Genomic DNA, 24,229 nt, shown 5'->3' with positions numbered 1-24,229 from the left:
CGTTAAACTGCACGCCCTTTCCCGCGCTGGGTGCGACCGCATCCGGCGCTGCTGCTGTTTTGCGTGCCGATGACTTCCGATCCGAAATCCCCGAAACCTCTGCATTCCCCCCTCCCGCCACTCCCCAAGGGCAAGCACCTGCGCGCCTGGTGGCGGGCCCCGGCCTCGCCCACGGCGCTGGCCTGGTTCATCGCCCGCGCCGCCGGGGCCCACGATGGTCCGTTGCTGGCGGTCGCCCGCGACACCCACGGCGCGCACCAGCTGGAATCCGACCTGCAGACCCTGCTCGGCACGGATTCCGATTTGCCGGTGTTCCCGTTCCCCGACTGGGAAACCCTGGCCTACGACCGCTTCAGCCCGCATCCGGACATCATTTCCCAGCGCCTGGCGGCCCTGCACACGCTGCCCACGCTGAAACGCGGCATCGTGGTGGTGCCGGTGCAGACGCTGATGCAGCGCCTGCCACCGTTGCGCTACGTGGTCGGCGGCAGCTTCGACCTGCGCGTCGGTCAGAAACTCGACTTCGACCAGGAAAAACGCCGCCTGGAAGCCGCCAGTTACCGCAACGTGCCGCAGGTGCTGGACCCGGGCGACTTCGCCATCCGCGGCGGATTGCTGGACGTGTATCCGATGGGCGCCGAGGCGCCGCTGCGGATCGAGTTGCTGGACGACACGATCGATTCGATCCGCGCCTTCGATCCGGAAACCCAGCGCTCGCTGGAAAAGACCGAGGCGGTGAAGATGCTGCCCGGGCGCGAAGTACCGCTGGACGACCCGTCCCTGCAGCGCGCCCTGGATGCGCTGCGCGAACGCTTCGATGTGGACACCCGGCGCAGCTCGCTGTACCAGGACCTCAAGTCGGGCATCGCGCCCGCGGGCGTCGAGTACTACCTGCCGCTGTTCTTCGAACAGACCGCGACCTTGTTCGATTACCTCGACGGCAGCGCGATGCCGCTGATCGCCGAAGGCGCCTACGAAGCCGCCGAAGCCTTCTGGGCCCAGACCGGCAACCGCTACGAGCAGCGCCGCCATGACATCGAGCGTCCGCTGCTGCCGCCGGACGAGCTGTACCTGCCGCCGGATGCGTTGCGCGAACGCCTCAACCGCAACGCGCGCATCGAGGTCTGCGGACCCGACCACCCACGACGCGAGGAAGCGCAGGCACTGGGCGAACAACCGGTGCCGGTGTTGCCGCTGGCGGCCAAGGATGTCGAGCCCGCGGCCGCGGTGAAGTCGTTCCTGTCGAGTTATCCGGGACGGGTGATGGTGGCAGCCGATTCGCCGGGACGCCGCGAAGCGTTGATGGAAGTCATGCAGGCAGCGGGATTGGTGCCGGAGGTAGTGGCGAGCTTTACCGATTTTCTTTCAGGTCGTCATCCCCGCGAAAGCGGGGACCCAGCGACTTTCGCTTCTGCCGTTGAAACAAAACCTAAAGCAAAGTCACTCGATTCCCGCTTTCGCGGGAACGACGATTCGATTGGTATCGGAGGTCCACGCTTCGCGATAGCAGTCGCCCCATTCGAAGACGGCTTCGCCCTCGATCATCCGCGGATCGCGGTGCTCACCGAGCGCCAACTGTTCCCCGAACGCGCCACCCAGCCGCACCGGCGCCGGCGCACGGGGCGCGAACCCGAAGCGATCATCCGCGATCTGGGCGAGCTGAGCGAAGGCGCGCCCATCGTCCACGAGGACCACGGCGTCGGCCGTTATCGCGGTCTGGTCGTGCTGGAAGCCGGCGGCACGCCCGGCGAATACCTGGAAATCGAATACGCCAAGGGCGATCGCCTGTACGTGCCGGTCGCGCAGCTGCACCTGATCAGCCGTTATTCCGGCGCGTCGGTGGAAACCGCGCCGCTGCATTCGCTGGGCGGCGAAGCCTGGACCAAGGCCAAGCGCAAGGCCGCGGAAAAGGTCCGCGACGTGGCCGCCGAACTGCTCGAGATCCAGGCGCGCCGACAGGCGCGCGCCGGCCTCGCGCTGCACCTGGACCGGGCGATGTACGAACCGTTCGCGGCCGGCTTCCCGTTCGAGGAAACCCCCGACCAGCACCATGCGATCGAAGCGGTGCTGCGCGACCTGCAGTCGGCCCAGCCGATGGATCGCGTGGTCTGCGGCGACGTCGGCTTCGGCAAGACCGAGGTCGCGGTACGCGCCGCGTTCGCCGCGGCCAGTGCCGGCAAGCAGGTCGCGGTGCTGGTGCCGACCACGCTGCTGGCCGAACAGCATTACCGCAATTTCCGCGACCGCTTCGCCGACTGGCCGTTGAAGGTCGAGGTGCTGTCGCGCTTCAAGAGCGCCAAGGAGATCAAGGCAGAACTGGAGAAGGTTTCCGAAGGCACCCTGGACGTGATCGTCGGCACCCACCGCCTGTTGCAGGCGGACGTGAAGTTCAAGGACCTGGGTCTGGTGATCGTGGACGAGGAACAGCGCTTCGGCGTGCGCCAGAAGGAAGCGTTGAAGGCACTACGCGCCAACGTGCATTTGTTGACGCTGACCGCGACGCCGATCCCGCGCACGCTCAACATGGCCATGGCCGGCCTGCGCGACCTGTCCATCATCGCCACCCCGCCGCCGAACCGGCTGGCGGTGCAGACCTTCATCACGCCGTGGGACGGACCGCTGCTGCGCGAATCGTTCCAGCGCGAGCTGGCCCGCGGCGGCCAGGTGTATTTCCTGCACAACGACGTGGAAAGCATCGGCCGCATGCGCAACGACCTGCAGCAGCTGGTGCCCGAGGCGCGCATCGGCGTGGCCCACGGACAGATGCCCGAACGCGAGCTGGAACAGGTGATGCTGGATTTCCAGAAGCAGCGCTTCAACGTGCTGTTGTGCACGACGATCATCGAATCCGGCATCGACATCCCCAACGCCAACACCATCGTCATCAATCGCGCCGACCGTTTCGGCCTGGCCCAGTTGCACCAGCTGCGCGGCCGCGTCGGCCGCTCCCATCATCGCGCCTATGCGTATCTGGTCGTGCCCGACAAACGCAGCATGACCGGCGACGCGCAGCGCCGCCTGGATGCGATCGCGGCGATGGACGAGCTGGGTGCCGGTTTCACTCTGGCGACCCACGATCTGGAGATCCGCGGCGCCGGCGAACTGCTCGGCGAGGACCAGAGCGGGCAGATGGCCGAGATCGGCTTCAGCCTGTACACGGAGTTGCTGGAACGCGCGGTGCGCTCGATCCGCCTGGGCAAGTTGCCGGACACCGACGCCGGCACCGCGCATGGCGCGGAAGTCGAATTGCACCTGCCGTCGCTGATCCCGCACGACTACCTGCCCGACGTGCACACCCGCCTGACCCTGTACAAGCGCGTGAGCAGCGCGCAGGACGTCGATGAGCTGCGCGACCTGCAGGTGGAAATGATCGACCGCTTCGGCCTGCTGCCCGATCCGGCCAAGCACCTGTTCGCCATCGCCGAACTCAAGCTCGCCGCCACCGCACTGGGCATCCGCAAGCTGGACCTGGGCGAGAACGGCGGGCGCATCGTGTTCGAAGCGCAGCCCAACATCGACCCGATGTCGGTGATCCAGATGATCCAGAAACAGCCGAAGCTCTACGCTATGGACGGATCGGACAAGCTGCGGATCAAGCTGCCGCTGCCGGAACCGGCCGACCGCTTCAATGCGGCGCGCGGGCTGCTGGCGGCGCTGGCCAAGTCCTGACCCGAATGGCACTTACTTAAGGGGTTCGTCATTCCCGCGCAGGCGGGAATCGCTCTACAACGGCGCAAGTAAGTGCCATTCGATCCTTACCCTATTTCTCTGGTCTAATCCTCCCAGCACCAGAATCGAACGAGATCGCCATGGATACCGCATCGCTGCTCTGGGGCTTGTTGTTCGGATCGATCGGCTTCGGCTTCTTCTGGTACGGGAAGAACCAGAAAGCGCTGGTGCCCGCGCTGTGCGGCATGGTCCTGATGATCTTCCCGTACTTCATCTCCAGCACACTGCTGATGGTGGCCATCGGCATGGCGCTGATCGTCATTCCCTGGTTCATCCGCTTCTGAACACAAAAGTTCTGAATACCTACAGGCCCGCATGCATATGATTTCCTCAGTCGACCGTATCGTTAAGCCGATCCGCCTCGCTGCCTGCCTGTTGCTGTTGGCGTTGGCCGCCTGCAGCAGCACCCCCATGGCGAAAGATATCGATGCCGCGGCCACATTCGTGATCGTGCGACACGCAGAGAAAAGCACCGACGATGCACGGGATCCCTCCCTGAGCGAAACCGGCAAGGCACGCGCGCGAAGTCTCGCGCGATTGCTGGCGGACGCGCCGTTGAGCGTCGCCTATGCCACCGGTTTCCGACGCACTCAACAGACCGCGCAACCCGCCGCCGACGCGCACGGCATCGGGATCGCGATCTACGATGCGCAAATTCCGGCAACGGCGCTCGCATCGCAACTGCGCGCGGCCCATGCGCACGGCACCGTGCTGGTGGTCGGACACAGCAACACCGTGCCGGACATCGTGGCGGCGCTGTCGGGGCAGCCGGTGGACGCGATCTCCGACGACCAGTACGACCTGGTCTACCGGGTCGGCACCGGACCCGACGGCAAACCCACGCTGACCCGGGACCGGTACTGAGCCAGAAATCGAACGGGCTCTTGTAGAGCCGAGCTTGCTCGGCTGCTCCTGGCGAGAAGATCAAAAGCAGCCGAGCAAGCTCGGCTCTACGCCCCGTAAGGAAGTCGCCTTGGGGGACAAAACAGGGAGTCCGTCATCCCCGCGCGCTTGCAGGACACGGTGTTTTCCTACAGGACGACTCGTCCAATCCCGATTGGGCACCGCCTCGCCGGACCGTAGGCTTTGACCAGGCGCAAGGCATGCGCCTCCCATCGGCTCAAACTCAAGGATCGAGTACATGAACCTGCGCGTCTTCTTGCTGCTGTTGTTGTCGTGCTTGCCGTCGCTGCCATCACGCGCAGGTGAAGCCGACCTGCCCCCGCTGATGCTGGCCACGACCTATCATGATGGCCTCGATGTTCCAGACTACTGGGTCAGCGAAAAACTCGATGGCGTGCGTGGCCGCTGGGACGGGCAACGCTTGATCACCCGCACCGGGCAACCGATCGTTCCGCCGCGATGGTTCACCGCCGGCTGGCCGAATATTCCGATGGATGGCGAACTCTGGATCGGACGCGGACGTTTCGACGAAGTCAGTGGCCTGGTACGTGCGGGTGCAGCCGATGATCGTGCCTGGCGCAAGGTGCGCTTCATGGTCTTCGACCTGCCCGCGCAGGGCGGTACGTTCGAGTCGCGGGTCCTGCGCATGCGTACGCTGCTGTCCGCGACCGGCATCGCCTGGCTGCAACCGGTTACCCAGTTCCACCTCGCCAATTCCACTGAGCTCGAGGCACGGCTGATGCAAGTCGCCGCCGGTGGTGGCGAAGGTCTGGTCCTGCATCGGCGGGGAGCGCTTTACCGGGTCGGTCGTAGCGACGACTTGATAAAGTACAAGCTCTACGAAGATGCCGAAGCGCGTGTCGTCGCGCATGCGCCGGGAAAAGGCAAATACACGGGCCTGCTCGGCGCCCTGGTGATGCAGCTGCCCGATGGCAGGCGGTTCCGCCTGGGCTCCGGCTTCAGCGATGCGCAACGCGCCAACCCGCCGCCGATCGGCAGCCTGGTGACCTATCGCTACAACGGGCTGACCAGCAAGGGCCTGCCGCGTTTCGCGCGGTTCCAGCGCATCCGCCTGGATCCACCGCCACCGGATCCCGAGTAGGAAAGCGAGCCCTTCCCGCATGGCCTGCACGCAATGCCAACGCACGTCGGCTAACCTGCGTGCATGGACGCGAACACGGAATCCGCCGCGAACGTATTCGGCGATTGGGACGGCAGCTCCGCGGCGGCACGCAGCTTGCAGGCCGAACTGGCGAAACGTGTTTCCCTGGAGGATGATTTTCCAGCGCCGAAACTGCTGGCGGGATTCGATGTCGGTTTCGAGGGGGAAGGAACGATCACCCGCGCCGCCGCTGTGCTGCTGGATGCCGATACCCTGCAACCGCTGGAATCGCACATCGCACGGGTCGCGACTTCCATGCCCTATGTTCCGGGCCTGCTCAGTTTCCGCGAATTGCCGGCGCTGGTCGCCGCGCTGGCGATGCTGACGCGCACCCCGGACCTGGTCTTCGTCGATGGACAGGGCATCGCCCATCCGCGCCGGCTGGGGATCGCTGCGCATTTCGGCGTGACCACCGGCCTCGCCACGCTGGGTGTCGCCAAGAGGGTGCTGGCCGGACGCCATGACGATCCGGGACCTGCGCCCGGCGACCGCACGCCCTTGATCCATAGCGGGGAACAGATCGGCTGGGCCCTGCGCAGCAAGCTGCGCTGCAATCCGCTGATCGTTTCGCCGGGGCACCGGATTTCGATGGATACCTCGGTCGAATGGGTCATGCGCACGCTGCGTGAATATCGATTGCCGGAACCGACGCGCCTGGCCGACCGCCTGGCATCGCGACGCGGCGAGGTGCAGCTGGCGTTGCTGGAACACGACGACCCTGCCTGATTCGGGAATGAGTGGCTCTGTGGGAGCGGCGTCAGCCGCGAAAGCTACAGATTTGAATTACCACCACTCTTGCGCTGGTGATTTCCTGTTCGCGGCTGACGCCGCTCCCACACAAAGGTTGCACCTACCCGTCAACGCAACAATCCATTCCCTTGCGCGGGTCGAGCCTTGCATCTTCCTGTGCGATCCTGCCGCCAACCCCAGGAGGCCCGCATGACCACGATCATCACTCCCCGAACCCACGACCTCGGTGGCGGCTTCGAAGTGCGCCGCGCCGTGCCCAGCCTGCAGGCGCGCAGCGTCGGCCCGTTCGTGTTCGTCGACCACATGGGCCCGGCGCTGTTCGAGCCCGGTCGCGGCATCGATGTGCGCCCGCATCCGCATATCGGCCTGGCCACGGTCACCTTCCTCTGGGCCGGCGCGATCAACCACAAGGACACGCTCGGCTCGGAACAAGTGATCCGGCCCGGCGACGTCAACTGGATGACCGCCGGACGCGGCATCGCCCACTCCGAACGCACCCCTGCCGATGAGCGCGGACGCGGCCACGACGTGCACGGCATGCAGACCTGGGTGGCGCTGCCGAAAACGGACGAGGAAACCGCACCGGAATTCCACCATCACGCCGCCGCCAGCCTGCCGCAATGGCGTCGCGATGGCGCCTTCCTGCGGGTGATCGCCGGGCGTGCCTTTGGCGAGGAATCGCCGGTGCGGGTGTTCGCCGACACCTTCAACGTCGCCATCGACCTGGAAGCCGATGCCGAACTCGCCATCGACGACCACGCTGTCGAGCGCGCGCTCTATGTGCTGGAAGGCGAAGCGCAACTGGATGGCGCGGACATCCCGGACAAGCACCTGGTACTGCTGGACCCGGGCACGCGGCCCGTGCTGCGCGCGAAGACACCGCTCAAGGCGATGCTGCTGGGCGGCGAGCCGCTGGATGCCCCACGGCACATGTGGTGGAACTTCGTCTCCAGTTCGAAGGAACGCATCGAGCAGGCCAAGCAGGATTGGCTGGATGGAAACTTCGGCCAGATCCCGGGCGAGACCGAATTCATCCCGCTGCCGGAGCGGTAGTCAAGCCGATATCGGGGACTGTAGGAGCGACGCAAGTCGCGAACCCATACACCTGGGCCGCATTGGACAATCCCGTGCATTGCCGCTGCCCGGTCGCGACTTGCGGCCCGAAGGAGGTCCCCTTGGGGGGGCGTCGCTCCTACAAAGTGACAGGGCCAAGCCACTAACGAAAACACAACAATCCCTCCCCATGCCTGCGCTATTTTGCGTGAGCCGCCGCTTGGCGGCTCACGATCCTCTGGGGGCAGCATGAATCTTGGGAAGAAACTCGTGGCCGAGTTCCTCGGCACGTTCTGGCTGGTGCTGGGCGGTTGCGGCAGCGCGGTGCTGGCAGCGAAGTTCGGCGGCGACGGCAATCCACTGGGCATCGGTTTCGTCGGCGTGGCCCTGGCCTTCGGCCTGACCGTGCTGACCGGCGCCTATGCGTTCGGGCACATCTCCGGCGCCCACTTCAATCCGGCGGTGAGTTTCGGCCTGTGGGCCGGTGGGCGCTTCCCGGCCAGGGACCTGCTGCCCTACATCGTTGCGCAAGTACTGGGCGCAATCGCGGCCGGCTTCATCCTGCTGCAGATCGCCAAGGGCGGCGGCGGTTTCGCCATCGTCCCCGACACCGCCGGCGCCTTCGCCAGCAACGGCTATGGCGCGCTGTCGCCAGGCGGCTACACGGTCGCCGCGGCGTTCCTGTGCGAAGTGGTGCTGACCGCGTTCTTCCTGATCGTGATCATGGGCTCGACCCACAAGAGCGCACCCTCCGGCTTCGCCCCGATCGCGATCGGCCTGGCCCTGACCCTGATCCACCTGATCAGCATCCCGATCACCAACACCTCGGTGAACCCGGCGCGTTCGGTCGGCGTGGCCCTGTTCGCCGGTTCCGGCGCCATCGGCCAGCTCTGGCTGTTCTGGCTGGCACCGATCCTGGGCGGCCTGATCGGCGGCATGCTCTATGGCTGGCTGGGGCGCGACGAGCCCGACATCGTCGGCAATCCCTGACCGGGTTGGATCCACGCAATGGAAAAGCCGGGGATTTCCCGGCTTTTTTGAGCACTGCGACATTGCCATCAAGCGGAGGCTGGGCTAAGGTCGGGACGGTCCGATGGTGGGGAAGACCGTCGAACCGGGCTCCTGGGTGGTCTCCGGGCCCATGAACGCCAGGGCAGGACGCGACGCCCTGGGGCATCCGCAACCATTGAACCCGGCCATCCGCATGACGCGCTGGCCCTTCCAGGGGAACCGCCAATGAAGACCCTCTACCTCCTTGCCGCCCTGCTGTGCCTGCCGGGTACCGTCCTGGCCCAGCAGGCGGCTTCACGCTGTCCGGCACTGCCGCCTGGCTCGGGCCTGCAGTGGGACGAACAAGCGAACACCGGCTTCCTTGCCTGCAAGGCCCGTTCCGATGATGGCCGCCATTCGCTCAACGTGATGCTGACCACGCGCGACCCGGATATACGCTTCAGCCGCTCGCAGCGCGCGGAATCCGGCGTCTTCTCCGGCGAATCGCTGCACTGGTACGTGCCCGAACTCGCCGGACGCGATGAGGCCTACGCTGCTTCGCGACGGATCACCGTGGTCAAGCTCGGCAAGGACCAGTATGCGCAGATCTGGATCGACGCCGAATCGCCAGAGGAACTGGACCGGCTGCAATCCATGGCGAGCCAACTGGACGTCAGCGCAGGCGCCAGCTACCTGGTTTCGGGAAAGTGACCGACGTTACCGCTCGGTGAATCCCCTCCGCGTCTCCCGACAATCGGCGACGCTGCAACAAAAAGCCGGGCATCGCCCGGCTTTTTTCATGCGACCACTCAGGCTGCGAAAACGCTGAAACGCTGCCGATGGTGTTTCGGCTTCTCTATCTCGTCCAGCACCGCGACCGCCAGGTCGCCGGTGGAAATGCTCGCCGGCTGCCCGTTACGCATGGGCGGCACTTCATCGCCGCCCAGCTTGAACTTGCCGGTGCGCTCCCCGGGAACCAGCATCGGCGGTGGCGAGACGAATGCCCAATCCAGCTCCGTTTCCTTCTGCAGGTCCGCCAACGCGTCCCGTGCGCCGCGCGCACCAGGCTTCCACTCGGCGGGAAATTCATCGGTGTCCACCAGTTGCACGCCGGGAGCGACGAACAGGCTGCCCGCGCCGCCGATCACGACCAGCCGATTGATGCCTGCATGCTTGGTGCCGGCCACGATGGATCGATAGGCGCGCACATGCCTGGCCTGCACGTCTTCGGCTTCACCGGCCGAACTGAAGGCGCTGAGCACGACATCGCTGCCGGCTACCGCGGCCGCGACATTGGCCGAGTCGTAGACATCGGCCTGCCTGGTGGTGAGCGCGTCGTGTGCGGGAAGCTTGGAGGGATCGCGGACGATGGCAACCACGTGGTGGCCGCGTTGCAGCGCTTCCTCGCGTAATTTTGCGCCGACGTAACCACTGGCGCCGATCAGGGCAATTCTCATCGGGTCATTCCTTGCAGGAGAAGAAATCGAAATCCAGCGTAGACGCACATGGACCGATCAGAACCGGCCTTCCTGGAAATCGACGAAGGCCTGCATCAGTTCCTGCTTGGTGTTCATCACGAACGGGCCATGGCGCATCACCGGCTCGCGCAACGGCCGGCCGGCGACCACGATCAATCGTGCTGCCTGCGCGCCTGCACGCAGTTGCAGCAGGTCGCCGCCGCCGAGCACAGCCATCTCATGGGTCTCCAGTGCGCGGGCTTCATCGCCCTCACCTACCGTGGCCGCGCCTTCGAACACATAGGCGAAGGCATTGTGGCCTTCGGGCAATGCGTAATCCCATGCCTTTCCGGCGTCGAGCGAGATGTCCAGGTACACAGGGTCCGTAGCGGGCTGCGCGATCGGACCGATCACTTCGCCCACCTTCCCCGCGATCACCTTGACGCTGACGCCCGCCGACGGCTTGGCCACGGGAATGTTTTCCGGCGCGAATTCCTGGTACTTCGGATCGGTCATCTTCTCGCGCGCGGGCAGGTTCACCCACAGTTGGAAGCCGCGCATGCGCCCGGATTCCTGTTCCGGCATTTCCGAATGGACCAGGCCGCGCCCGGCGGTCATCCACTGCACGCTGCCGGGAGTGAGCAGGCCTTCGTTGCCGTGGTTGTCCTTGTGGCGCATGCGCCCGTCCAGCATGTAGGTGACGGTCTCGAAACCGCGATGCGGATGGCTGGGGAAACCGGCGATGTAGTCCTCGGCGCGGTCGGTGCCGAATTCGTCCAGCAACAGGAACGGATCCAGTTCCGGTAGGTCGGGCCCGCCGATCACGCGCGTCAGCTTGACCCCGGCGCCATCGGAAGTGGGGCGGCCGCGGATCTTGCGGGCGACGCGGGCGGGTGTGGAAGAAGTGGCGGTGGTGTTCATGGCGGCTCCTTTTCGGTGAGCAGAAGATGGCCCCGGTCAGGTCGCTATGGAATGGCGACTGTCGTAACCCTCTGTTCCATCCATATCCTCGTAGGAGCGTCCCTTGGGCGCGATGCCTTTCAGCCTGATCGCGGGGGAAGAGTATCGCGGGCAAGGCCCGCTCCTACAACGCTAAGGTCAGGCCACGTAGACCGACTTGATGTTCATGAACTCATGGATGCCATGCTCGGCCAGTTCGCGGCCGAAACCGGAACGCTTGGTCCCGCCGAACGGCAGGCGCGCATCGCTCTTGACCACCGCATTGACGAAGGCCGCGCCGCATTGCAGCTGCCGCGCCACCCGGTTGCCGCGTTCGCGATCGCCGGTCCAGACGCTGCCGCCCAGGCCGAACGTGGTGTCGTTGGCCACCCGCACCGCTTCGGCCTCGTCCGCGACCCGCAGGATGCTGGCGACCGGCCCGAACAGTTCCTCCTCATAGGCCGGCATGCCTGGCACCACCGCATCGAGGATGGAGGCCGGATAACCCGCATACGAAGCACTAGGCTCGCAGCCGAGCAAAGGCTTGGCGCCCCTGGCGATGCTGGCCTGGACCTGCTTGTGCAGTTCGTCGCGCAGGTCCTGGCGCGCCATCGGCGCCAGCGTGGTCGCCTCGTCCTGCGGATCGCCGAGCTCCAGCCTCGCGGCCGCTTCGACGAAACGCTGCACGAAGGCATCGGCGATGCCCTCGACCACGATGAAACGCTTGGCCGCGATGCAGGTCTGGCCGGCGTTGCCGAAGCGCGAGGCCACCGCACCGGCCACGGTCTTGTCCAGGTCGGCGTCCTCCAGCACCACGAAGGCATCGCTGCCGCCCAGTTCCATCACGCACTTCTTCAACTGGTCGCCGGCATTGGCGGCGATGGAGCGCCCCGCCCGCTCGCTGCCGGTCAGGGTCACCGCGGCGACGCGTTTGTCGCGCAGCACGTCGGCGGCCTGGTCGTTGTCGATATGCAAGGCGGCGAACACGCCCGGCGGAATGCCGGCATCGCGCAGCGCTTCGGCGATGACGTCGGCGCAGCGCGGCACGTTGCTCGCGTGCTTGAGCACTGCCACGTTGCCCGCCATCAGCGCCGGGGCAAGGAAACGGAACACCTGCCAGATCGGGAAATTCCACGGCATCACCGCCAGCACGCACCCGATCGGCTCGAAACGCACATAGCTGCTGCTGGCTTCGGTGGCGATCGGCTGGTCCTCGAGATAAACGGCCGCATGTTCGGCGTAGTAGTCGCAGGCATCGGCGCATTTGTCGATTTCAGCCAGCGCCTCCTTGCGCAGCTTGCCCATCTCGGCGGTCATGATCTTCTGGATATCGTCGCGGCGGATGCGCAGTTGCGCGCCCACCTTGCGCAACAGATCGCCGCGCTCAGGCAACGGACGCGCGGACCATTGCGGGAACGCGGAGGCGGAAGCCGCCAGGATGGCTTCGATGGCGGCGGCGTCCATCAGCTCGAGGGTGTATTCGATCTTGCCGGTGGCGGGATTGATGGTTTCGACGGTCATGGGCTTTTGCAGGGGTAATCGAGGAATCAGTATTGTGGCTAGGAACGAGGAGCGAGGAGTGAGGAATGAGTGAGGAGTGAGGAGCGAGAACCTAATACTGAAAACAGAACCACACCCTGAAAAGGGCAGCAAGAGAGCCCGGAACCCTACTCACTTCTCACTACTCGCCCCTCGTTCCTCGCTACTCGTTCCTCACTACTCGCTACTCGCTCCCCTGCAACGCCAACTGCATATCCCGCTGCTTGCGCTTCTCTTCGCGATACATCAGCCACCAGCCGAGGAAGGCGCCGGCGGAGACGACCACGATCATGATCGTGGCCAGGGCGTTGACCTGTGGATTGAGGCCGCGCCGGGCCGAGGAGAAGATCACCATCGGCAAGGTGGTCGAGCTGGGCCCGGAGACGAAACTGGCCACCACCACGTCGTCCAGCGACAGGGTGAAAGCCAGCAGCCAGCCGGAAATGATCGCCGGCGCGATGATCGGCAAGGTGATCAGGAAGAACACCTTGACCCGGTTCGCGCCCAGGTCCATCGCCGCTTCCTCCAGCGATTTGTCCAGCTCGGCCATGCGCGAGGAAAGCACCACGGTGACGAAGGCCAGGGTGAAGGTGACGTGCGCGATCCAGATCGAAACCACCCCGCGCGGCGCCAGGCCGATCACCTCGCCCAAGGACATGAACAGCATCAGCACCGACAGCCCCAGGATCACTTCCGGCATCACCAGCGGCGCGGTGATCAGCGCGCCGAACAGGGTCTTGCCCGGGAAGCGCCGCATCCGCGTCATCACCAGCGCCGCCAATGTGCCCAGGATCACCGCGGCGGTCGCGGTGAAGAAGGCGATCTTGATGCTGATCCACGCCGCACCCAGCATCTGGTCGTTCTGCAGCAACTTGGCGTACCACTTCAGCGAGAAGCCGGACCAGACCGTGGCCAGCTTGTTCTCGTTGAACGAATAGAACATCAGCACCAGGATCGGCAGGTACAGGAAGGCGAATCCCAGCCCCAGGACCAGCCAGGTCGGCCAGCGCTTGAGCAGGCCGCTCATGTCAGCCTCCCCTCGATCTCGTTCTGTTGCACGCGGTTGAAGATCAGGATCGGGATCATCAGCAGCAACAGCATCACGATCGCCACCGCCGAGGCGGTCGGCCAGTCGCGGTTGTTGAAGAATTCGTTCCACAACACCCGGCCTATCATCAGCGTGTCGGGGCCGCCGAGCAATTCGGGGATGACGAACTCACCTACCACGGGAATCATCACCAGCATGCAGCCGGCGATGATGCCGGCCCGGGACAGGGGCAAGGTGATCTTCAGGAACGCCTTCCACGGCTTGGCGCCCAGGTCGTAGGCGGCTTCCAGCAACCGGTGGTCGTGCTTGACCAGGTTGGTGTACAGCGGCAGCACCATGAACGGCAGGTAGCAATAGACGATGCCGATATAGGCGGCGGTCGGCGTGTTGGAGATCTGCAGCGGCTCGCTGATCAGGTGCAGCTTCAACAGCACGTCGTTGAGCAGGCCGTTGGGCTTGAGGATTCCGATCCAGGCATAGACCCGGATCAGGAACGAGGTCCATGACGGCAGGATCACCAGCATCATCGCGATGTTGCGCGCCGACGGCGGTAATTTTGCAATCACGTAGGCCATCGGATAGCCGATCAGCAACGCCAGGAAGGTGGAGATGGCGGCGATCTTGATCGAGCTCAGGTAGGCCTGCACGTACTGCGAATCGGTGAACAGGCCGATGTAGTTGGTCAGGTTCAATTTAAGCGACACCGCGTTGTCCACGTACTCCATGATCGGCGTGTACGGCGGCATGGCGATGGCCAGCTTGGAGAACGAGATCTTCAGTACGATCAGGAACGGGATGGCGAAGAACACCAGCAGCCACAGGTAGGGAACCGAGATCACCGCCCAGCGCGGATGCGGGAATATTTTCTTCAGCATCGTGGCGTTCATGAGGTCAGCACCACGCCTTCGTTGTCGCCCCACGACACCCAGACCTCGTCTCCCCAGGTCATGCCTTCGCTGGCCCAGCGCTGCTGGTTGGCGAAGTTGGCCATGAACTTGAAGCCGCTGGGCAGGCGCACATGGAACACCGAGTGGCTGCCGAAATAGGCGATGTCCTCGATCTTGCCACGGGCCTTGTTGTACGGCTGCGCGGGTTCTTCCTTGCTGATGTGGACCTTCTCCGGGCGCACGCCGAAGGACACATCCTGGCCTTCGAAACCGGAGATGCCGTGGCCGACGTAGATCGGCGCATCGAGCGATGGCGAGACGATGGTGACGTAGTCGGCCTTGTCCTCGTCGACCTTGCCCTGGAACATGTTGACCGAGCCGATGAACTCGGCGGCGAAACGGCTGGTCGGCGATTCGTAGATCTCGTCCGGGGTGCCGACCTGGCGGATGCGCCCGGAATCCATCAGGGCGATGCGCGTGGCCATGGTCATGGCCTCTTCCTGGTCGTGAGTGACCATCACGCAGGTCACGCCGGAGGTCTCGATGATGTTGACCAGCTCCAGCTGCATCTGCGAGCGCAGCTTCTTGTCCAGCGCGCCCATCGGCTCGTCCAGCAGCAGCAGCTTCGGGCCCTTGGCCAGCGATCGCGCCAGGGCGACGCGTTGCTGCTGGCCACCGGATAATTGATGCGGCTTGCGCTTGGCCAGCTTGCCCAGTTGCACCAGCGCGAGCATTTCCTCCACGCGTTTCCTGATCGCGTCCTTGGCCATGCCGTCCTGCTTCAGGCCGAAGGCGATGTTCTGCTCCACGGTCATGTGCGGGAACAGCGCATAGGACTGGAACATCATGTTGATCGGGCGCTCGTACGGCGGCAGGCCATTCATCAACTGGCCGTCGAGGTAGATCTTGCCGGAGGTGGGGGTCTCGAACCCGCCCAGGCAGCGCAGCAGGGTCGACTTGCCGCAACCGGAGCCACCGAGCAAGGCGAAGATCTCGCCCTTGCGGATCGACAGGTCGGTGTCCTCGACCGCGACGAAGCCGTCGAATTCCTTGCGCACGTCGACGATGCGCAGGTAGTCCTCAGCAGCCTTGGCGCTGCCGGCCGTGTCCTTGGTTCCGTTCAACTGTTCGATTGCCATCGTTGTCCCCAGAATGTCGTGACGCCCAAAAAATCAAGCCGACCTTCGAGTCCGCTCCGACGCAAGCGATTCGCCGGCCTGAGCGATATTCCTCATGGCACGCGAGACATATTCTTCTTTCTCTCCGACCGGGGCGACGTAGTGAAGCGCATTCCTCGCCGCTTCCTCTCCCTCGAAGCGCGCGATGATCCAGGCTGCGAGGTACTGCGATGCGAGGCAGCCCCCCGCGGTCGCCACATTCCCCCGCGCATGAAACGGCCGATCGATGACCTCGATGCCGGCTTCCTGCACCCAGGGTTTGGTTGTCAGGTCCGTGCATGCGGGAACACCGCCAAGCAGACCGAGCTTCGCCAGAAGCAGCGTGCCGGAACATTGGGCGCCGATCAGTTGGCGCGCGGGATCCAGCTTGAGCTGCGCCATGAGCTCCGGATCGTTTGCGATCTCCCTGGTCTGGATGCCGCTTCCGACGATGACCGCATCCGCCGCGCAAGCCTCGGCCAAAGTGGCCTGGGCATGCACGACAACACCGTTCATCGACGTGACCGCCGGCTCGGGACAGGCCAGCGTGACCCGCCAGCCCGGCCTTTTGATGCGATTGAGCACGCCGAGGGCGATGAGGGAATCGAGCTCGTTGAAACCCTGGAAAGTGAGGATGGCGATATGCATGGAAACGATACCCGACCTGTTTGATGCCTCAACAACGAATCGGGGCAGGCATCGCTGCCTGCCCCGTCCGCACATTCACTTCCCGGTCTTCAGCTCGGTCCAGATCCGGGTGTAGAGCTTGTCCACTTCCGGCGGAATGATGGCGAAGGTGAACAGCTTCGCAGCCACCTCCGGCGGCGGATAGATGGTCGGGTCTTCGGTGATGCTCTTGTCCATCAGGGCCTTCGACTTCGGCACCGCATTGGGGTAGCTGATGAAGTTGGAGTTGTTGGCCATCACCTGCGGGTCCAGCAGGTAGTTGATGAACGCGTAGGCACTGTCCAGGTTCTTCGCATCCTTGGGAATCGACAGCATGTCGAACCAGAGCGGCGCGCCTTCCTTGGGAATGGAATAGGCGATGTGCACGCCATTGCCCGCTTCCTCGGCGCGGTCGCGCGCCTGGATGATGTCGCCGGACCAGCCCACCACCAGGCAGATGTCGCCATTGGCCAGCGCATCGATGTACTGCGAGGAATGGAAGTTGCTGACATAAGGGCGGATGCTCTTCAGCAACACCGCGGCCTTGTTGATCACCGCCGGGTCGGTGCTGTTCGGATCCTCGCCCAGGTAGTTGAGCGTGATCGGGATCAGCTCGGACGGCGTATCCAGGAACGTCACCCCGCAGCTCTTGAGCTTGGAGATGTTCTCCGGCTTGAACACCAGGTCCAGGCTCTTGGTGACGTCGGTGCTGCCGAACGCGGCCTTGACCTTGTCGACGTTGTAGCCGATGCCGGTGGTGCCCCACATGTACGGGACGGCGTACTTGTTGCCCGGGTCCTGCGATTCCAGGCGCTTCATGGCTTCCGGATCGAGGTTGGCGTAGTTGGGGATCTTCGACTTGTCCAGCGGCAGGAACACGCCGGCCTGGATCTGGCGGCCGAGGAAGTTGAGGGTCGGCACCACCACGTCGTAGCCGCTGGCGCCGGCCAGCAACTTGGTCTCCAGCACTTCATTGCTGTCGAACACGTCGTAGGTGACCTTGATCCCGGTCGCCTTCTCGAAGTTGGGAATCGTGTCCTCGGCGATGTAATCGGACCAGTTGTAGACGTTGACGCTCTTCTCGCCACCTGCGGCAGCCGTCGCCGCCTTGTCGTCGTCCTTGCCGCCGCACGCAACCAGCGTACAGGCGGCGATGATTGCACCCAGCACTCGCAGCTTCATCGCATTCTCCCAATGGCCCAAAGGGCTTGCTTGTTGGCATTCGCATCCCGCGAAACGCGGATGCACGTTGTTTCCTTTCCCGACTACAGGCCCAGCTCCGCGGCGGTCTCGTTCAACGCTTTCCAGGTCTTCTCGAACAACTCGTCGATCTGGGCCCGGCTGATGATCAAGGGCGGCGACAACAGCATGGCATCGTAGGTCGCACGCAGGATCAGCCCGTTGGCCAATGCCTTGTCGCGACACAGCTGACCCACTTTACCGCGATCATCGAAGAATGCACGCCCGCTCTTTCCAGGCGCGTTCTTGTCCGGCACAAGCTCCAGCGCGCCGACCATGCCGGCGATGCGCGCCTCGCCGACCAGGCGGTGTTCGCCCAGCTCTGACCAGCGCTGGGCGAGGTACGGCGCCGTGTCGGCCTTGCAGGTCTCGACGATCTTCTCGTCCTGCAGGATGCGGATGTTCTCGAGCGCCACCGCGGTGCATACCGGATGCCCCGAATAGGTGCAGCCGTGGGCCAGCTCGCCACCCTGGTTGGCCAGCACCCCCGCCACGCGGTCGTTGAACATGGCCGCGCCCAGCGGGATGTAACCCGAGGTGATGCCCTTGGCCAGGGTCATGACATCGGGGGTGAAACCGAAGTAATCCGCAGCGAACCATTCGCCGGTGCGGCCGAAGCCGCAGATCACTTCGTCGGCGACCAGCAGCACGTCGTACTTGCGGCAGATGCGTTCGATCTCCGGCCAGTAGGTCATCGGCGGGATGTACACGCCGATCGCGCCCATGATCGGTTCGCCTATGAAGGCGGCGACGCGTTCGGGACCGAGTTCGAGGATTTTCGCTTCCAACCGCCGCGCCGCGACCAGGCCGTATTCGTCCGGGTCCAGGTCGCCGCCATCGGCGAACCAGAACGGCGGATCGATGTGGTGGATGTCGGGAATCGGCAGCCCGCCCTGCTTGTGCATGCCCTTCATCCCGCCAAGGCTGGCGCCGGCCATGGTCGTGCCGTGGTAGCCGTCGTGGCGGCCGATGAAGATGTTCTTCCGCGGCTGGTCCTGCACCGCCCAGAAATGCCGGACCAGGCGCAGGATGGTGTCGTTGGCCTCGGAACCGGAGTTGGTGAAGAACGCGTGGTTGAGGTCGGCGGGCGTCAGCTCGGCGAGCTTGGCGGCGAGCTGGATGGTCGGCTCGGTGGTGCACTGGAAGAAGCTGTTGTAGTAGGCCAGCTGGGTCATCTGCTTCGACGCGGCCTCGCCCAGCTCCTTGCGGCCGTAGCCGACATTGACGCACCACAACCCGGCGAAGGCATCGAGCAGCTTGTGCCCTTCCGCATCCCAGACATAGCAGCCTTCGCCGCGGGTCAGGATGCGCGTTCCCTTCTTCGCCAGCGCCGCATTGTCGCTGAACGGATGCAAATGGTGCGCGGCATCGAGCTGTTGCAGGGTGCGGGTGTCGAGGTGGTCCATGGAGACTCCAAAAGTTCATGTAGGAGCGCCCATGGGCGCGACCGTACGAATAACACTACGCGGAAAATTCCGTAGAGACGGGAAATTCCCGCCCGCGCCCATGGGCGCTCCTACAAAATCAAACGTTCAACAGCAGAAACTCCCGCTCCCACGAGCTGATCACGCGGAAGAAGGTTTCGTATTCCTTGCGCTTCACCGAAACATAGGCGCGCACGAAGCGCGCGCCCATCAGGTCCTTCAGCGGCTCGCAGGTTTCCAGTTCGTCCAGCGCCTCGCCCAGCGAACGGGGCAGCTCGAAGCCCACGTCCTGCGCGCTGCTGGACAGCGGCGCGGTCGGCTTGAGTTTTTCCTGGATGCCGAGCAAGCCGCAGGCCAGGGTCCCGGCCATGGCCAGGTAAGGATTTGCGTCGGAACCGGCGAAGCGGCTTTCCACGCGCGTGTTCTCCGGCGTGTCCATCGGCACGCGCAAGCCGCAGGTGCGGTTGTCGTAGCCCCACTGCACGTTGATCGGCGCCACCTGGCCCAACGCCAGGCGGCGGTAGGAATTCACGTTGGGGGCGAAGAACGCCATCGCCATCGGCACGTATTTCTGCAGGCCGCCCAGGTACTGGCCGAAGACCTTGCTCTGGGTGCCTTCGGTCTTGCCGGTGAAAACGTTGTTGCCCTTCTTGTCCAGCAGGCTCTGGTGGATGTGCATGGCGCTGCCGGGCTCGTTCTCCATCGGCTTGGCCAGGAAGGTGGCGTAGATGCCGTGACGCATCGCCGCCTCGCGCATGGTGCGCTTGAACAGGAACACCTGGTCGGCGCGCGACAACGCATCGGCATGCAGGAAATTGACTTCCAGTTGCGCGGCGCCGGATTCGTGGATCAGCGTGTCCACGTCCAGTTCCATCGCATCGCAATAGTCGTACATCAGGTCGAGGATAGGATCGAACTCGTTGACCGCGTCGATCGAATACGACTGGCGCGCGGTTTCCGGGCGCCCGGAACGGCCGGCCGGCGGCAGCAGCGGGAAATCCGGATCGGTGTTCTTCTGCACCAGGAAGAATTCCAGCTCCGGCGCCACCACGGGACGCAGGCCCGCCTCGTCGTAGGCGGCCAGCACGCGCCGCAACACGTTGCGCGGGGCCAGGTCGTGCGGCTTCCCGTCTTTCGTATAGCAGTCGTGGATCACCTGCGCGGTGGGATCGGTGGCCCACGGCACCATGCGTACCGTGTCCGGGTCCGGGCGCAGGAACATGTCCGAATCCGAAGGCGAAGTCAGTTCGTAGTAGTCATCCGGGTAATCGCCGGTGACCGTGGTGGCGAAGATGCCTTCCGGCAGGCGCGTGCCGTAATCGTGGGAGAACTTGTCGGCAGGGATGATCTTGCCGCGGGCGATGCCGGTGATGTCCGGCACCAGGCATTCGACCTCGGTGATGTGGCGCTCCTTGAGCCAGCGCCGCAACGAGCTTTCGGGTTTCTCGGAGACGGCCTTCTTGCGGGTCGGGCGTTGGCTCATAGGCTCACTTTCAGTGGTTGCGTTGTGCGGCACGCGCCCGGCAGGCATCGCCGAAGGCCTTGAATATGCCGAGGTAAAAGGGATTTTCGGTGACACGCCATTCCGGATGCCATTGCACGCCGAGCAGGAAACCCGGGCCTTCATGGCGGAAAGCCTCGACCAGGCCATCGGGCGCGACTGCTTCCACCTTCAAACCCTTGCCCAGACGCGCCACGCCCTGCCCGTGCAGCGAATTGACCCGCTCCGAAGGCGTTCCGGCGATGCCGGCCAGCAGGCCGCCCGGATTGAAGGTCACCGCATGCACCGGCGCGTATTGCTGGTCGAGCGGATCGTCGAGATTCTCGCGATGATCCAGATAGCCGGGATGTTCGTGCACCTTCTGGTACAGGCTGCCGCCGAAGGCGACGTTCACTTCCTGGAAACCGCGGCAGACCGCCAGCAGCGGCACGCCCCTTTCCACCGCCAGTTTCACCAGCGGCAGGCTGGTGGCGTCGCGCGCCGGGTCGTGGACGTTGCCTTCGTAACTGGGTTCGTCGCTGTAATGGTGGGGCTCGATGTTGCTGGTCGAACCGGTCAGCAGGATCCCATCGACCCGTTCCAGCCATTGTTCGAGCGGCAAGGCGGGTTGCAGGGTCGGCAGCAGGATCGGCAATGCCTGCGCCCCTTCCACCACGGCGCGCACGTACTTCTCGCCGACCGCGAGGAACGGGTGTGGACCGATTTGCTTACGGTCGGTGGGCAGGCCGACCAGCGGCGGGCTGGTCATCGGGGGAGGCTCGAAAAAGCTTGCCCGCAACTTAACCTGCCCGTTTTATTTTTACAACACGGGCTTCCGGATTACCGTTTTTATCCCCGTAATGTTGCATTGCCGCACCATTTCAGGTCGTTTCGGGCCTCACCCGTCTTTCGGCGCGTTGAGTATTCTTGACGGCGCAGGTTCTCTGCTAAGCTGCCGCGAACCGCCCGCGACGCCATCATGACCCGCAATCCAGACGCTCTCTCTTCCGACGGATCCGCGCTTCCCGCCATGGACGCGACCACCCTGCAACGGTTGTCAGACTGCGAGCTGGTGGACCTGCTGCTGCCGGACATGAACGGCCTGTTGCGCGGTAAGCGCATCACCCGCGATGCGCTGGAAAAGGTCTATGCCGACGGGGTATGCCTGCCGATGTCGCTGATCGCCACCGACATCACCGGCAACACGGTCGAGGAAACCGGCCTGGGCTACGACATCGGCGATGAGGACCGGATCTGCCGGCCGGTGCCGGGCTCGCTGCGGCCGGTGCCATGGTCGCCGCGACCGATGGCGCAATTGCTGCTGTCGATGGAGGATGCGCAAGGCGGGACCTTCGAAGCCAACCCTCGCGAAGTCCTGAAGCGCGTGCTGCAGCGTTACAGCGCACGCGGCCTGAAACCGGTGGTCGCGGTGGAGCTGGAGTTCTACCTGTTCGATGCCCGCCTGGACGCCGACGGCAAGCCGCGCACGCCGGTTAATCCGGTCACCGGCCGGCGCAGCAGCAGTACCCAGGTCTATTACATGGAAGACCTCAACGATTACCGCGGCTTCACCGATGCGGTGTCGTCGGCGTGCCAGGCACAGGGAATTCCCGCCGACACCGCCGTGGCCGAATACGCGCCCGGCCAGTTCGAGATCAACCTCAAGCACCGCGACGACGCGTTGCTGGCCTGCGACGACGCGATCATGCTCAAGCGCGCGATCAAGGCGGTGGCCCAGCAGCAGGACATGCAGGCCAGTTTCATGGCCAAGCCGTTCGTCGAACAGGCCGGCAACGGTCTGCACATCCACGTCAGCGTGCTGGACCAGCAGGGCGACAACATCTTCGCTTCCACTCCGGATGCGCCGGCCAACACCTTGAAACACGCCATCGGCGGCCTGCAGCGCAGCGCCAGGGACAGCCTGCTGCTGTTCGCCCCGCACGCCAACAGCTACCGGCGCTTCGTGCTCAATGCCTTCGTCCCGCTCAACGACGCCTGGGGCTACAACAACCGCACCGTGGCCATGCGCATCCCGCACAGCAACCAGGCCAATACCCGCATCGAACACCGCATCGCCGGCGCCGACGCCAACCCCTATCTGGTCACCGCCGCAGTCCTCGCCGGCATGCTGCACGGCCTGGAGAAGGGTTTCGATCCCGGCACGCCGGTGGTCGGCAACGCCTACGAACAGACCGAGATCCGCACCCCGTACTGGCGCCAGTCCATCGGCGATTTCATGGACAGCGATTTCATCCGCGAGCAGTTCGGGGAATCGTTCCGGCATATCTATGGGCAGCAGAAGCTCAAGGAAATGCTGACGTTCGAAACCCAGGTGACGACGCTGGAATACGACTGGTATCTGCGCGCGGTGTGATGGAACCGATAGCCGCCTGCTTTGTTGCCGTCATTCCAGCGCAGGCTGGAACCCATTTTGATCTTGCCTTTCCAAACGCCTTGCGCAGAGCAAGATCAAAATGGATCCCAGCTTTCGCTGGGACGACGATACCGAGAGATTGATGGTGTCCGCAGAGCAGTCCGCCTACCCCCCCTCCTGGTACGCCGCCAGCGCCACCCCGCTGCCGCAGCAACCCGCGTTGCAAGGCCGCATCGACGCCGACATCTGCATCCTCGGCGCCGGCTACACCGGCCTGTCCGCAGCGCTGGAGCTGGCCGAAGCCGGCTACAAGGTCGTCGTGCTGGAAGCCGAGCGCGTCGGCTGGGGCGCTTCCGGGCGCAACGGCGGCCAGGCCATCGCCGGTTTCGGCTGCGGCGAGGCCAAGCTGGAATCGCTGGTCGGCTTCGACGATGCGCGGAAAATGTTCGACCTCTCCCGCGAAGGCCTGCAGTGGCTGCGCGAGCGCATCCGCAGGCACGACATCCAGTGCGACTGGCGCGATGGCCATGCCACGGTGCCGATCAAGCCGCGCCAGGAACATGAAATCAGATCGGCGATCGAGGATTTCAACCATCGCTACGACTATCCGGTCGAATGGTGGGACCACGAACGCTTGCGCGCCGAACTCGCCAGCGACCGCTATCTCGGCGCGATGTACGACCCGCAAAGCGGCCACCTGCATCCACTCGAATACGCGCTGGGCCTGGCGCGGGCTGCGATGTCGGCGGGCGTGCGGATCTGCGAGCACTCACGGGTGACGCAGCTGGTGCGTGGCACGAGACCCGTGTTCAAGACCGCCGAAGGCGAAGTGCATTGCGACTTCGCGATCCTCGCCGGCAACGCGCTGGTGCATGGCGTCGCGCCGGAACTGGATTCGAAGATCATGCCGGTCGGCACCTACATAGGCGCGACCGTGCCGCTGGGCGAGGAGCGCGCGCGCGGTCTGATCCGCAACGACATGGCCGTCGCCGACACCAACTGGGCGCTGGATTACTTTCGGCGCAGTCGCGACCACCGGCTGCTGTTCGGCGGCCGCGCCAGCTATTCCACCCTGCCCCCACCCGACCTGCGCGGCACCATGACCCGGCGCATGCGCCGCGTGTTCCCGCAACTGGCCGACGTGGAGATCGAATACGTGTGGGGCGGCTACATCGACATCTCGCTCAACCGCGCACCGCACTTCGGACGGCTGACGCCCAATGTGTACTTCGCCCAAGGATTCTCCGGCCACGGCGTGATCGCGACCGGACTCGCCGGCAAGCTGATTTCCGAAGCGATACGCGGACAGTCGGAACGCCTGGACCTGTTCGCCAGGATCCCGCATCTGCCCTTCCCCGGCGGCCGCGCCCTGCGCACACCGATGCTGGTCGCGGCCATGGCCTGGTACAAGCTGCGCGACGCGCTGTGGTAG

21 protein-coding genes are annotated in these 24,229 nt (G+C 64.6%); 10 read left to right on the top strand and 11 right to left on the bottom strand.

Annotation, left to right across the window (positions count from 1 at the left end; genetic code table 11):
• Nucleotides 1-69 precede the first annotated feature (69 nt).
• The 8 genes from mfd (at nucleotide 70) to CSC74_RS00435 (ending at nucleotide 9,298) form a co-directional block, all read left to right on the top strand.
• The gene (gene mfd / locus CSC74_RS00470) at nucleotides 70-3,669 is read left to right on the top strand and encodes a transcription-repair coupling factor (RefSeq protein WP_162312479.1); all 3,600 of its coding nucleotides are present in this window, start codon (nucleotides 70-72) and stop codon (nucleotides 3,667-3,669) included.
• A 140-nt stretch (nucleotides 3,670-3,809) separates the two neighbouring features.
• A complete protein-coding gene (locus tag CSC74_RS00465) occupies nucleotides 3,810-4,013 on the top strand; it encodes a hypothetical protein (protein ID WP_162312478.1) in 204 nt (67 codons plus the stop codon).
• Between the two features lie 127 nt (nucleotides 4,014-4,140).
• Nucleotides 4,141-4,593 (top strand): SixA phosphatase family protein, encoded by a 453-nt coding sequence (locus tag CSC74_RS00460; protein WP_162312477.1) that lies wholly within the window; start codon nucleotides 4,141-4,143, stop codon nucleotides 4,591-4,593.
• Between the two features lie 277 nt (nucleotides 4,594-4,870).
• Entirely contained in the window at nucleotides 4,871-5,734 is an 864-nt protein-coding gene (locus tag CSC74_RS00455; protein WP_162312476.1) for a DNA ligase, read from the top strand.
• Nucleotides 5,735-5,797: 63 nt separating this feature from the next.
• Nucleotides 5,798-6,520 (top strand): deoxyribonuclease V, encoded by a 723-nt coding sequence (nfi, locus tag CSC74_RS00450; RefSeq protein ID WP_162312475.1) that lies wholly within the window; start codon nucleotides 5,798-5,800, stop codon nucleotides 6,518-6,520.
• A 213-nt stretch (nucleotides 6,521-6,733) separates the two neighbouring features.
• Complete coding sequence (locus CSC74_RS00445) at nucleotides 6,734-7,597, top strand: pirin family protein (protein WP_162312474.1); 864 nt, start codon at nucleotides 6,734-6,736, stop codon at nucleotides 7,595-7,597.
• Nucleotides 7,598-7,846: 249 nt separating this feature from the next.
• A complete protein-coding gene (gene aqpZ, locus CSC74_RS00440; protein ID WP_162312473.1) occupies nucleotides 7,847-8,587 on the top strand; it encodes an aquaporin Z in 741 nt (246 codons plus the stop codon).
• 246 nt (nucleotides 8,588-8,833) lie between these two features.
• A complete protein-coding gene (locus CSC74_RS00435) occupies nucleotides 8,834-9,298 on the top strand; it encodes a hypothetical protein (RefSeq protein ID WP_162312472.1) in 465 nt (154 codons plus the stop codon).
• Between the two features lie 98 nt (nucleotides 9,299-9,396).
• Here the strand turns inward: CSC74_RS00435 and CSC74_RS00430 are convergent, their stop codons facing one another.
• The 11 genes from CSC74_RS00430 to CSC74_RS00380 form a co-directional block, all read right to left on the bottom strand.
• Entirely contained in the window at nucleotides 9,397-10,044 is a 648-nt protein-coding gene (locus CSC74_RS00430; protein ID WP_162312471.1) for an NAD(P)-dependent oxidoreductase, read from the bottom strand.
• A 57-nt stretch (nucleotides 10,045-10,101) separates the two neighbouring features.
• Entirely contained in the window at nucleotides 10,102-10,965 is an 864-nt protein-coding gene (locus CSC74_RS00425) for a pirin family protein (protein WP_162312470.1), read from the bottom strand.
• A 177-nt stretch (nucleotides 10,966-11,142) separates the two neighbouring features.
• A complete protein-coding gene (locus CSC74_RS00420; RefSeq protein ID WP_162312469.1) occupies nucleotides 11,143-12,504 on the bottom strand; it encodes an NAD-dependent succinate-semialdehyde dehydrogenase in 1,362 nt (453 codons plus the stop codon).
• Nucleotides 12,505-12,706: 202 nt separating this feature from the next.
• On the bottom strand, nucleotides 12,707-13,549 hold the full coding sequence (locus CSC74_RS00415; protein ID WP_162312468.1) for an ABC transporter permease subunit: 843 nt from the start codon (nucleotides 13,547-13,549) through the stop codon (nucleotides 12,707-12,709).
• The gene (locus tag CSC74_RS00410; RefSeq protein WP_162312467.1) at nucleotides 13,546-14,457 is read right to left on the bottom strand and encodes an ABC transporter permease subunit; all 912 of its coding nucleotides are present in this window, start codon (nucleotides 14,455-14,457) and stop codon (nucleotides 13,546-13,548) included. The genes CSC74_RS00415 and CSC74_RS00410 overlap by 4 nt, the downstream gene beginning before the upstream one ends.
• Entirely contained in the window at nucleotides 14,454-15,596 is a 1,143-nt protein-coding gene (locus tag CSC74_RS00405) for an ABC transporter ATP-binding protein (RefSeq protein WP_162312466.1), read from the bottom strand. The genes CSC74_RS00410 and CSC74_RS00405 overlap by 4 nt, the downstream gene beginning before the upstream one ends.
• Before the next feature lie 33 nt (nucleotides 15,597-15,629).
• On the bottom strand, nucleotides 15,630-16,262 hold the full coding sequence (locus CSC74_RS00400; protein WP_162312465.1) for a DJ-1/PfpI family protein: 633 nt from the start codon (nucleotides 16,260-16,262) through the stop codon (nucleotides 15,630-15,632).
• A 75-nt stretch (nucleotides 16,263-16,337) separates the two neighbouring features.
• The gene (locus CSC74_RS00395) at nucleotides 16,338-17,462 is read right to left on the bottom strand and encodes a polyamine ABC transporter substrate-binding protein (protein WP_162312464.1); all 1,125 of its coding nucleotides are present in this window, start codon (nucleotides 17,460-17,462) and stop codon (nucleotides 16,338-16,340) included.
• 83 nt (nucleotides 17,463-17,545) lie between these two features.
• Complete coding sequence (locus CSC74_RS00390) at nucleotides 17,546-18,925, bottom strand: aspartate aminotransferase family protein (RefSeq protein ID WP_162312463.1); 1,380 nt, start codon at nucleotides 18,923-18,925, stop codon at nucleotides 17,546-17,548.
• A gap of 118 nt (nucleotides 18,926-19,043) precedes the next feature.
• Nucleotides 19,044-20,426: a glutamine synthetase family protein gene (locus CSC74_RS00385; RefSeq protein ID WP_162312462.1), complete on the bottom strand. Its 1,383-nt coding sequence runs from the start codon at nucleotides 20,424-20,426 to the stop codon at nucleotides 19,044-19,046.
• 10 nt (nucleotides 20,427-20,436) lie between these two features.
• Entirely contained in the window at nucleotides 20,437-21,192 is a 756-nt protein-coding gene (locus tag CSC74_RS00380; RefSeq protein ID WP_162312461.1) for a gamma-glutamyl-gamma-aminobutyrate hydrolase family protein, read from the bottom strand.
• A gap of 210 nt (nucleotides 21,193-21,402) precedes the next feature.
• Between CSC74_RS00380 and CSC74_RS00375 the strand changes: the two genes are divergently transcribed.
• Both CSC74_RS00375 and CSC74_RS00370 read left to right on the top strand, forming a co-directional pair.
• Complete coding sequence (locus CSC74_RS00375) at nucleotides 21,403-22,797, top strand: glutamine synthetase family protein (protein ID WP_162312460.1); 1,395 nt, start codon at nucleotides 21,403-21,405, stop codon at nucleotides 22,795-22,797.
• A gap of 142 nt (nucleotides 22,798-22,939) precedes the next feature.
• On the top strand, nucleotides 22,940-24,229 hold the full coding sequence (locus tag CSC74_RS00370) for an NAD(P)/FAD-dependent oxidoreductase (RefSeq protein ID WP_162313661.1): 1,290 nt from the start codon (nucleotides 22,940-22,942) through the stop codon (nucleotides 24,227-24,229).

The organism is Pseudoxanthomonas yeongjuensis, assembly GCF_010093345.1.
Taxonomy (GTDB): domain Bacteria; phylum Pseudomonadota; class Gammaproteobacteria; order Xanthomonadales; family Xanthomonadaceae; genus Pseudoxanthomonas_A; species Pseudoxanthomonas_A yeongjuensis.
The sequence above is the reverse complement of the archived record's forward strand: the minus strand, read 5'-3'. Positions and strand labels throughout refer to the sequence as shown.